The organism is Acidobacteriota bacterium (assembly GCA_016184105.1).
Classification (GTDB): Bacteria; Acidobacteriota; Vicinamibacteria; order Vicinamibacterales; family 2-12-FULL-66-21; genus JACPDI01.
In genome coordinates this window covers 19,904-30,144 of sequence record JACPDI010000043.1, presented here as the reverse complement: position 1 = coordinate 30,144, position 10,241 = coordinate 19,904, and the positions used below count along the sequence as shown (strand labels likewise).

At 67.8% G+C, this 10,241-nt stretch carries 11 protein-coding genes; 6 read left to right on the top strand and 5 right to left on the bottom strand.

Annotation, left to right across the window (positions count from 1 at the left end; all coding sequences use genetic code 11):
* Positions 1 to 289 precede the first annotated feature (289 nt).
* Positions 290 to 667 (top strand): hypothetical protein, encoded by a 378-nt coding sequence (locus HYU53_15665; GenBank protein MBI2222633.1) that lies wholly within the window; start codon positions 290 to 292, stop codon positions 665 to 667.
* Between the two features lie 100 nt (positions 668 to 767).
* Entirely contained in the window at positions 768 to 1,166 is a 399-nt protein-coding gene (locus HYU53_15660; GenBank protein ID MBI2222632.1) for a hypothetical protein, read from the top strand.
* On the opposite strand, the gene HYU53_15655 is transcribed toward HYU53_15660, so the two are convergent.
* The 5 genes from HYU53_15655 to HYU53_15635 all read right to left on the bottom strand — a co-directional run bounded on the left by HYU53_15655 (position 1,105) and on the right by HYU53_15635 (position 5,414).
* Positions 1,105 to 2,550 (bottom strand): amino acid permease, encoded by a 1,446-nt coding sequence (locus HYU53_15655; GenBank protein ID MBI2222631.1) that lies wholly within the window; start codon positions 2,548 to 2,550, stop codon positions 1,105 to 1,107. The genes HYU53_15660 and HYU53_15655 overlap by 62 nt on opposite strands.
* Positions 2,547 to 2,963, bottom strand: coding sequence for a hypothetical protein (locus HYU53_15650; GenBank protein ID MBI2222630.1), 417 nt, complete (start codon positions 2,961 to 2,963; stop codon positions 2,547 to 2,549). Before HYU53_15650 ends, HYU53_15655 begins: the two co-directional genes overlap by 4 nt.
* A gap of 137 nt (positions 2,964 to 3,100) precedes the next feature.
* Positions 3,101 to 3,973 carry a hypothetical protein gene (locus HYU53_15645; GenBank protein ID MBI2222629.1) on the bottom strand — a complete coding sequence of 291 codons (873 nt, stop codon included), beginning with the start codon at positions 3,971 to 3,973 and terminating at the stop codon, positions 3,101 to 3,103.
* A gap of 13 nt (positions 3,974 to 3,986) precedes the next feature.
* Positions 3,987 to 4,760 (bottom strand): zf-HC2 domain-containing protein, encoded by a 774-nt coding sequence (locus HYU53_15640; protein MBI2222628.1) that lies wholly within the window; start codon positions 4,758 to 4,760, stop codon positions 3,987 to 3,989.
* 51 nt (positions 4,761 to 4,811) lie between these two features.
* The gene (locus tag HYU53_15635; GenBank protein MBI2222627.1) at positions 4,812 to 5,414 is read right to left on the bottom strand and encodes a sigma-70 family RNA polymerase sigma factor; all 603 of its coding nucleotides are present in this window, start codon (positions 5,412 to 5,414) and stop codon (positions 4,812 to 4,814) included.
* Positions 5,415 to 5,506: 92 nt separating this feature from the next.
* On the opposite strand from HYU53_15635, the gene HYU53_15630 reads away from it, so the two are divergent.
* The 4 genes from HYU53_15630 (at position 5,507) to HYU53_15615 (ending at position 10,108) form a co-directional block, all read left to right on the top strand.
* On the top strand, positions 5,507 to 7,132 hold the full coding sequence (locus HYU53_15630; GenBank protein MBI2222626.1) for a PAS domain-containing protein: 1,626 nt from the start codon (positions 5,507 to 5,509) through the stop codon (positions 7,130 to 7,132).
* Positions 7,133 to 7,145: 13 nt separating this feature from the next.
* The gene (locus tag HYU53_15625) at positions 7,146 to 7,751 is read left to right on the top strand and encodes a response regulator (protein ID MBI2222625.1); all 606 of its coding nucleotides are present in this window, start codon (positions 7,146 to 7,148) and stop codon (positions 7,749 to 7,751) included.
* Positions 7,752 to 7,833: 82 nt separating this feature from the next.
* Positions 7,834 to 8,037: a helix-turn-helix domain-containing protein gene (locus HYU53_15620; GenBank protein MBI2222624.1), complete on the top strand. Its 204-nt coding sequence runs from the start codon at positions 7,834 to 7,836 to the stop codon at positions 8,035 to 8,037.
* Positions 8,038 to 8,116: 79 nt separating this feature from the next.
* Complete coding sequence (locus HYU53_15615; protein ID MBI2222623.1) at positions 8,117 to 10,108, top strand: ABC-F family ATP-binding cassette domain-containing protein; 1,992 nt, start codon at positions 8,117 to 8,119, stop codon at positions 10,106 to 10,108.
* The last annotated feature ends 133 nt before the right edge of the window (positions 10,109 to 10,241 follow it).

The following is a 10,241-nucleotide window of genomic DNA, read 5'->3' as shown; positions in this document are numbered from 1 at the left end:
TAGCCGACTACTCTCTGACAGGCCCGCTATTCGCATAGGCCATCCTCCTCGTGAGGAGTATGAAACGTGCGTCAAGCTTGTAGGTGTTCGGCTGACAAAACGAAAGCGAACCGACGCACCCGAAAGAGCGCAACCCTCGCGCCTCGCAAACACTTCGATTCTCATTGATACAGGCGGAGATCAGGTGCGCTTGAGCAATGCGGCCGACGGTGTTCTGTTTGATATAAATGCGTCAGGAAAACCCGCGTAGCTCGCTTGGCCTACCGACTCAGACGGCGCGTTTCTCGTCTTGGATCGAAATGGAAATGGCGAAATCGATGATGGAACCGAACTGTTTGGCAGCGCCGTGCCGCTGAATGGTGGCGGCGTCGCTGCGCATGGCTTCCAAGCTCTCGCAGAACTCGATGCCAATGGAGACCGATTGCTGGACGCCGGCGATCCGGGATTTGCCCCGCTCAGGCTTTGGTTCGACCGAAACCGCAATGGTTTCTCAGAAAGCGGAGAACTCGAACTTCAGTCGAGTAGCGGCGTCGTTGCCGTGAGCACCGCTCATTTCACCTCCGGTCATCGAGACCGATGGGGCAACCTCTTCTTCAAGTACCGTGGGCAACTGACAGCCACCAGCGAACCGCGCGTTCGCTCGGCACATAACGTGCTTCTTACGTAACACGTGTACGCGTTGAGTGCGCGTTCACTGGCACTTGCGCTACGATTAGCACGCACGACGACCCAAATCCGGCCCTTCACGAACGAGAAGGCTGATCACGTTGCGCGCGCTCTCCGTTATCGCCGCGATCTCAGGCCTCTACGACCTGGTCGTCGGGGCCTCTCTGCTTCTGCTGACCGGCCAGATGGCCGCGCTCTTCGGCGTCGTACCGCCCGTCCCGCCGATCTTCGGAGATCTCAACGGCATCTTCCTCATCGCGATCGGGATTGGCTACTGGTTTCCCTCTCGTGACCCGGTGAGGTATCGCGCCTATCTCTGGGTGATGGGGCCGCTGCTCAAGGGAGCCGGCGCGCTCGCCTTCGTCCTCGATTACGTGTTCCGCGGGTCGCCGGCCTCGTTTCTGCTCTTCGCGGCTTCCGACGGAACGCTCGCGCTCCTCACGCTCGTGGCGCTCGTCGCAGCAGGAAGTACACGGGCAGACCGGCCGCGATCACGATAAGCCCGGCGGCGGTCGGGCCCCATGCCGTGCCGTTCAGAACGGGCTGCACGAGATCCGTCCACAGCGCGTTCAGGACGATCGCGAGCGACGCGAGCGTAAAGATCGCGGGCGCGACCGGGTACCCCCAGGCGCGGAACGGCCGCGGGGCGTCCGGCTCGCGGCGGCGCAGCACGAAGAGCGCAGAGACGCCGACGCCGGCGAAGAGCACCACCGCGAAGCCCGTGTAGTTGGTCAGCGCGAACGCGCCGCCTGAGAGCACCAGCAGCCCGCTCCAGATCGCCTGTGAAACGATCGAAATCGCGGGCGTCTCGTACCTCGGGTGCACGCGCGCGGCGCGGCTGAAGAACAGCCCGTCGCGCGCCATGGCGTAGTACACGCGCGGACCGGCAAAGGTCATCGCGCTCAGCGTCGCGCCGATGCTGACGATCGACACGATCCCCATCGCGTCCCCCGCCCGCGTGCCGAGCAGCCGATCCGCGATCACGTCGAGCACGCTGCCCTTGACCGCGGCGAGCTGCCCCACCGGCAACACGTAGAGATACAGCAGGTTGAGCAGCACGTACAGCATGACGACGGCAAGCGTCCCGAGCCCGAGGGCCAGCGGCACCTTGCGCCCCGGATCTTTGATCTCCTCGGCCACGTACGCGGCGGCGTTCCATCCCGAATACGTGAACATCACGCTCACCAGCGCCAGGAGCCACCCGGTGGCGTGCGTCTCCCCCGCGCTCGGCTGCAGGTTCGCGGCGGAGCCCGCGCCGATCGAGAACCCCAGCACGATGAAGATCAACAGGGCCGACACCTTGAGCGACGCGAGGATGTTGCCGACCATTCGGCCGGGACCAACGCCGCGAAGATGGATCCAGGACATCAGTGCGATCGCGGCGAGCGCGACGAGCGCGCGCGGCGAGACGACGAGCGGCACGAGCGGGATCGGAACGGTCAGGAGCGGCGTCGCGTCGGCAGCCAGCGGTACGAACCGCCCGAGATAATCCGAGAGCACCACCGCGCTCGCGGCGATCGCGCCTGAGAACCCTGCCACGAACGACGTCCATCCCGTGAGGAACGCGGCGAGCCGGCCGTACGCGGCTTGCAAGTACACGTACTCGCCGCCCGCGCGCGGCCGCAGCGCGGCAAGCTCCGCATAGGCCATCGCCCCCATGAACGCGAGGAGACCGCCCGCCACCCACGTCGACAGGAACCACCACGGGTGCGGCACGAATACCGCGACGAGCGGCGGGGTGAAGAGAATGCCGCTGCCGATGACATTTGAAACGACAATGGCGGACGCGTCGAAGGTGTTGAGGCGGCGAACGAGCCCGCCGGCCGCAATCGAGGAACCTGCCCCGAGCGACGCGCGCGGATCACGCGGAGTCGAGGGGGTCACCGCGTCAGCAGCTGCCGCGCGACGCGGTATTCACCGAGGCGCACCCACTGTGCGGAGCCGTGCTTCGCAAAAATCCTGGCGTCCACGTCCTTGAAGAGGCGGTGCTGCATCATCTCGGCGCGCGGCTGCGCGCCGGTGAATCCCACCTTGCCTCTGACGGTGATCGGGTTGGTGGAGGCGCCAGCCTCGAGGCCGGCGGCGCTGATGCCCTGCGTGAGGGTCGCGTCCCACTCCTCGTTTTCCGGGAGGAGCATGAAGACCGTGTTCAGCTGCACCGATCGCAGGCGCTCGCCGCTCGCGTTCTTCAGCCGGAAGGTGACGCTCGGAACCAGCTTGTTCTGGCCGTCGACGATGCCGCTGTCGAACCAGCCGGTGGAGACGTCGGTGATCTGAACGGCGGTCGCGAGATCCACGCGTCGGCCACAGCCGGCCGTCGTAGTGACGAGAGCAAGCACGACGGCCGCTGCGCTCGCCGCGTATGCGACCCTGAATCTCGCAAGGGGCCGCCCGCGAGGAGCAAGAAATCCTGCCAACATGCCCGGATTCTAGCTCAGAACTCGCGCACTTCCACGCGCGTGCGCGCCTCGTCGCGCGTCAGCCGGTCGGCCCGGAAGGCCACGAGGTCGCTCCCCTTGATCCGGAGCACGATCGTGGCGGCCTCATACGGCTCGCTGGGGCTGAGCGGCCCCTCGGCGTCCTTCGCCGCAATCGTCAGCCACTCGTCGGGTCCGATGCCCATGGGACCGCCGTGGTCGAGCATCGCGTCGATGAGCGCGTTCTTCACCGCTTCGGTGTACAGCTGGTTCGGATCTGTGAGCAACGCGGGGCGCCTCGGCGCGGCCGCCTGCGGCCCGGCGGCGGCCGCGACATCGTCCACGGTCGCGGCGCTGACACGCCGCGCGGCGCCGGCTTCGCCCGGCGGTGGGGGCACGGCGGCCGGCGCGCCCGCGGCGGCCACCTGGCGCTCGATGGCGGCGATCGTCTTTTCAAGGCTCGCGCGCTGCGGCGAGTCGGGCAGCGCGCCAAGCTGCCGCTTCATCTGCGCGAGCGACTGCACGACGAAGGGATCCGGGGCAAGCATCGTGCGGATCGTCCACGCAACGCTCTCGCGCAGTGCCGGAATCTCCACATCGAAGAACACCCCGTACCCGTCGAGCAGGAAGCCGCGCGCGCGCGCCGCGCCGGCGAGCAGCACGAGATTCGGGTTGATCGGCCGAAGCTCGTTGCTGAGAAGGTCGGCCCCGTGCCGCACGGCGCTCACCAGGACGCCTTCCATCACGCGCAGGTGGAAGCGCCGCTGCTGCAGCGCCGGGTCGGGCGGCGCCGCCGCACGCTGCGCAAAGGCGGGCGCGGCCAGCGCCGCGGCCGCGACAGCCGCGGTGACCGGATACCGAAGGATTCGCTTCGTGAACATGTGCACCATCGTGAAACCCGTTCTACTGGCGCTGTGACGCGCGCACGAGATAGTTCAGCAACTGCCGATCCGCCGCGGTGTTTCCCTCGATCTGCCCGATCCCCTGCTGGATTCGCACGAGGTCCGTCTGGCGCTGCGTGTCGAAGTCGCGAACGACCTGCGCCATCCGGAGCGCCAGCTCGCGCCGCTGCCTGAGCTCGCTTTGCTCGATCAGGTCCTGGACCTGCTGAAGCAGCCTGGCGGCGTCGGGGCCGGGCGACGCGGCGCGCGCGCTCGAAGGAGCCGCCGCGGACCTGAACTCGGTCCGCAACCGGCGCTCGAGCTCACCCAGGTCCGCGCGCCATGGCGCCGCGCCCGCCGAGACCGGCGTCGCCTCGCGGGCCGGCGCTCCTGCAGGTACAGACGTGGCCCGCGGGGCGGCGGTCTGCCCCTCCGGCGTCCGCGACCAGCCGGTGCGCAGCGTCACGCCATCCGAGCCGTACGTGATTTCCAGGTTCGCGATCGCGGCAGCCACGGCAAGCAGGATCACGGCAGCGGCCGCCAGCGCGCCGGACGACCACCACGGCCTCGCGCCCGGGCGCCCGGTGTCCGCTCCGGCGAGGGCGAACCCGAGCGGACGCTCGGGCACGCTCCACGCCGCCAGTTCCGCCCGCGTGCCGCGCAGGCCGTCGAGCGTCTCGCGGCACTCGGCGCACGACACGAGATGCGTGTCCAGGCGCGTGCGCGTGTCGGCATCGATCTCGCCGTACAGGTACTCGACGAGCGCTTCAGGCTCGCCGCACGTTGTCTTCTCCATGGTCACGTCTCGACACCTCGCGCCGGCCTGTCGGCCGGCGGCTACACGTATTCACCGCGCCGCCGCGCGACGCGCGAACGGCGTGACGCGCGAGCCGTCGGGCCCGAGCTCACGCCGCAACACGGAAAGCCCCTGGTACAACCGCGTCTTCACCGTGCTCAATGGGCAGCCGAGCAGGTCCGCGATTTCCTGGAACGTCAGGCCGTGATACTCCTTCAGGATGATCGCGGTGCGCTGCTCCTCGGGCAGCGACGCCATCGCGCGCGCGACCGAGCGGGACACCTCGCGGCGCGAGACCGTCTCGTCGAGGGACTCGGCCGGCGAGGGCAGCTCGCTGGCGAGATCCATCGGATCCAGCCCCTCGGGGGCCCGCACGAGCGGGGCGCGCCGCTCCCGCCGGATCCAGTCGCGGCACAGGTTCAACGCGATCCGATACAGCCATGACGAGAATTTCGCCTGGCCCTTGAACCCTTTGATGGCGCGGAACGCCCGCAGAAACGTCTCCTGGCAGACGTCACGCGCATCGTCCTCCCGGCCGATGACGCGGTAGGCCAGGGCGTAGATCGGCCGTTCCCAGCGGAGCACGAGCTGGTTGAAGCTCTCGAGGTCCCCCTCGATCGACCGCGCGACCAGTTCTTCGTCTGTCCAGGACAAGCGAGCTGCTACCTCTTTAGACGGCGGCCGGCGGCCCGCGGCCGTGGGCCGGAATTCCCGTAATTATGGGATAAGATCCCGCCGTTCCGCCCATGCCCGATACTCCGACCGGCGGCGACCTTTCCGGCCGCCTTCACGAGCTGGAGCGCGTGAGGCGGCACGACCTTGCGCTGCGGGACGTCATCGGTGCGTTCGCAGGCGACCTGTCTTCCACGCTGAACCTGCCGGCGAGCCTCTCACGACTGTGCGGCGGGGCGGCGCCCCTGTTCGATGCCCATCGCGTGGCCGCCTGGATGCACGACCGCCGCGCGCGCGACCTCGTGTTCGAGGCTTCGTCCGACCCCGCTCCCCCGGAAGTGACGCGGATTTCGCTCGCCACCCCCTCTCGCTCGCCGATCGCCGTGGCGCTCCGCCAGGAGCGGCCTGCCTTTCTGACACTCGGGGGGGTCCGCGCGCTCGCCGTTCCGCTCCGCGGGCGCCGGCGCGCGCTGGGGCTGCTGCTGTTCGAACGGTTGGGCCCCGGTCCCTTGACTGCTCCAGACCTGCTCGAGCAGGCCGCAGAGCTGGGACGCCAGGTCTCGGCCACGATCGAGAACACCGTGCTCTTCGAGGACGTGCTGCGCTCGCGGCGCGAACTCGAGAACACGTTCAACTCGCTGACCGATCTGGTCGTCGTCTGCGATCGCGATCTGCGGGTCGCCAACGCGAACCGTGCCTTCCGCGAGCGGATTGCGGCGGCGGGCGGAGAGACGCACAACCGACCCATCGTGGAGGTGGTCGGGCCGGAACTCGGCGCGTGGCTGCGCGGGCTGAAGTTCACCACCGCGCCGCCGGGACGCGAGTTCACGATCGACATCACCGATCCGGTGCTCGGCGGAAGGTTCGCGGTGCGCGCGACGCCGCTTCACGGGCCGGATCGCGGCGTGCTGGGGCTCGTCGTGGTCGCGCGGGACCGGACGCAGGAATTGCGCCTCGAGGCCGAGCGCGCCGCCCTCGGCGAGCGGCTCGCGCAGGCGGAAAAACTCGCCGCGCTCGGCCAATTCGTGGCGGGCGTCGCGCACGAGCTCAACAATCCGCTGCAGGGCGTGCTTGGCCACGTGGAGCTGATACGCGCCAGGGGACCGGTGCCGCGATCAATCCTGCCGGAGCTTCGCGTCGTGCGGCGCGAAGCAGAACGTGCCGCCAAGATCGTGAACAACCTGCTCGTGTTCGCCGGCTCGCGCCGCGGCACGCGCCGGCGCGTCAACCTGAATGGGATCGCGACCCGCACGGTGTCGCTGCGGAGCCGCGCGGCGCGCGCGGGGGGGATCGAGATCATCCGGCGCCTGGCTCGCAACCTGCCCCCGGTCCGCGGCAACGCCCACTTGCTCCAGCAGGCGTTGCTGAACGTCGTGCTCAACGCGGAGCACGCGGTCGCCGGCGCCTCCAAGCGCGGCCGGATCCGCATCACCACGCGCGCCGAAAAGCGGGGAACGGTGGCCGCGCTCGAAATCGAGGACAACGGCCCCGGCATCCCGCCGGACGTGCTCCCCCGAATCTTCGATCCGTTCTTCACCACGAAGGAAGTCGGTCAGGGCACCGGACTCGGCCTGGCGATCGTCTACGGGATCGTGCACGACCACGGCGGGGAAATCACGGCCGGGAATCGGCCGGGTGGTGGCGCGGTGTTTCGCATCGTACTGCCCGGCGCTACAATAAAGTCCCGTCCCGGCTCTTAGAGTTACGAACACGATGATTGAAGAGGCATTCCTGACGACCGAAGAGGTACTGGAGTACCTCCAGGTGAATCTCCGTACGGTCTACCGGCTCATCAAGGCAGGCAAGATCCCGGCGGTGCGCGTCGGGCGGCAGTGGCGGTTCCGGAGGAGCGACATTGACGCGTGGCTCGACAGCCAACGCGCGCGCGGGCAGCGGCATGCCCTTGCCCAGGCGAAGGCCGCGCCGGCGCCTGCGGCCGCCGCGATCACCGGACGCCCGCGCATCCTGGTGGCGGATGACGAGGCGAGCATCCGCGAGCTCCTGTCGAAAACGCTGGCCCTCGCCGACTACGACGTCGATGTCGCCCACGATGGCCGGGCGGCGCTCGAGCGCCTCCGGACGACGCACTACGATTTGCTCGTGGTCGATCTCAAGATGCCCGGAGCGGACGGGTTGACGGTGATCCGCGAAGCGCGCCGCTACCGCGCCGACCTGCCGGTCATCATCATCACCGGGTATTCCACCGAGGCGAGCGCCATCGAAGCCATCAACCTCGGGGTCTCGGGTTACCTGACGAAGCCCTTCCGCATTCCGAAGGTCCTGGCCACCGCCGCCAAGGCGCTCGGCGAACAGGGTTGACAGGCAGGCGGCCTACCTGTACAGTAAGCCGTTGGTGTCCCATTAAGTTCCTTAAATGTCTGTAGGGCACCAATGGTGAACGATGACCACAAACAGGGCTCTGCCGGCGTTTCTGACCACCGAGGAAGTGCTCGCGTGCTTGAAGGTGACCCCCAGAACCGTCTATCGCCTGATCCAGGCGGGCGAGTTGCCCGCGGTGCGCGTCGGGCGGCAGTGGCGTTTCCGGCGGTCTGACCTCGACCAGTGGCTGAGCACGCGCGAAACCGGGCGCCCGGGGACGCGATAACCCGGCGGCGCGTCCGATTGCGCTAAATCGCGGTAAAATAGCGTGATCGGCGTGCGCAAACGCACGCCCCTGTGCGGGTGTGATCCAGCTAGCCAACCTCCAGAAATCGTTCGGCGACCGCGTCCTGTTCGAGGACGTGTCCTGGCAGCTCCAGCGTCGCGACCGGGTGGGCCTGACGGGCCCCAACGGCGCCGGGAAGACGACTCTACTGCGCATGCTCGCCGGCCTGGACGAGCTTGACAAGGGGCAGATCGTCAAGCCCAACAACCTGACGATCGGCTACCTGCCCCAGGACGGCCTCGTGCATGCCGGCCATACGCTGCTCGAGGAGGCGTCGCTCGCCTTTGCGCCGCTGATCGAAATGAAGGCGCAGCTGCACGAGATCGAAGCGCGCCTCGGCGATGCGAGCCTCTCCGAAGAGGCGCACGACGCCGCCCTGGCGCGCTACGCCGAGCTGCAGGAAACCTTTCGCGCGCAGGACGGCTACACGGTCGACCTGAAGGTGGCGACGGTCCTTCGCGGCCTCGGGTTCTCAGACGAGGATCACGGCCGGCCCACCGAGACGTTTTCCGGCGGCTGGCAGATGCGCATCGCGCTCGCCAAGCTGTTGCTCGCGCGCCCGGGACTGCTGCTGCTTGACGAGCCCACGAACCATCTCGATCTCGAGGCGCGTAACTGGCTCGAGGAGTATCTCCACGAGTACCCGCACGCCGTCATCCTGGTGTCGCACGATCGCTTCTTCCTCGACGCGGTCGTCACGCGAATCGCCGAAGTCAGCCTGCGCACGCTGACCGACTACCCCGGAAACTATTCGCAGTACCTGGCCGAGCGCGACGCGCGCCTCGAGCGGCTGCGCCAGGCGAAGAAGCGGCAGGACGAAGAGGTCGCGCGCGTCAAGGCTTTCATCGATCGCTTCCGGTACCAGGCGACCAAGGCTGCACAGGTCCAGAGCCGCATCAAGCTGCTCGAAAAAGTCGTCCCGATCGAGGTGCCGGCCGAGCGCAAGAAGGCGCACTTCAGCTTTCCGGCCTGCCCGAAGAGCGGCCGCATGGTGCTGGAGCTGAAACACGTCGGGAAGGCGTACGGGTCGAAGGTGGTGTTCCGCCAGGTCGGCCTGCACATCGAGCGCGGCGACCGGATCGCGCTCGTCGGCCCGAACGGCTCGGGCAAGTCCACGTTGATGCGGATGCTCTCCGGCGTCGAGGCGCCCGACACCGGCACGCGCGAGGAAGGGCACCAGGTCGTCATGCAGTACTTCGCGCAGGACGAGGCGACGCGGCTCGAGCCGGCGCGCAACGTGTACGAGACGCTCGAAGCCGGCTCGCCCATGACCATGGTGCCGGCGATCCGCAACATCCTTGGCGGCTTCCTGTTTTCCGGCGACGACATCTACAAGAAAGTGGGCGTGCTCTCAGGCGGAGAGCGGACGCGGCTCGCCGTCGCCCGCATGCTGCTGCGGCCGGCCAACCTGCTGCTCCTCGACGAACCGACGAACCACCTGGACCTGGATTCCAAGGATGTCCTCCTCGACGCGCTGATCGAGTACGGCGGGACGCTCATCTTCGTGTCTCACGACCGCTACTTCGTGGATCGCCTCGCCACGAAAGTGGTCGAGATCGGGGGGGGCGACGCCGTGCTCTATCCCGGCAACTACGAGGAGTTCCTGTGGAGCAAGAGGCAGCAGGAGGAGAAAGGCACGCGACAGGTACCGGAGGCCAGAGGCCGGAGGCCCGGCTCCAAAGGCCAGAAGCCGGAGGCCAGAGGCCAGATGGCAGAGGCCAGAGGCCAGGCACGTCAGGAAAAGAAAATCCTCGATGCGCGCGCGCGGCGGCTCCAGCGAGAGAACGACGCGCTGAAGAAAACGATTGCTGACCTCGAGGCGAGAATCGCCGAGCGCGAGCGCACCATCAAGGAACTCGAGGCCGCGATGGCCGCCCCGGGCTTCTACGAAGACCGGGAAGCCGCGCGCCCGGTGATCGACCGCCACCAGGCGCTCATGTGGGAAGTCGGGGACCTGATGCACCAGTGGGAGGAAATCAGCCAGAGCGCCGCGCGACTGACGGAATCGTAATGTAATTTACCCATCATATTCGGGCTCTGCCCTCCAACTCACATCTGTACAGCTACTTACAATTTCGGCTTCGGGGGCACGTCGTTTGCCCATCAGTGCCCGACGGCGGCCGAGATCCACCCGTAACTACAGA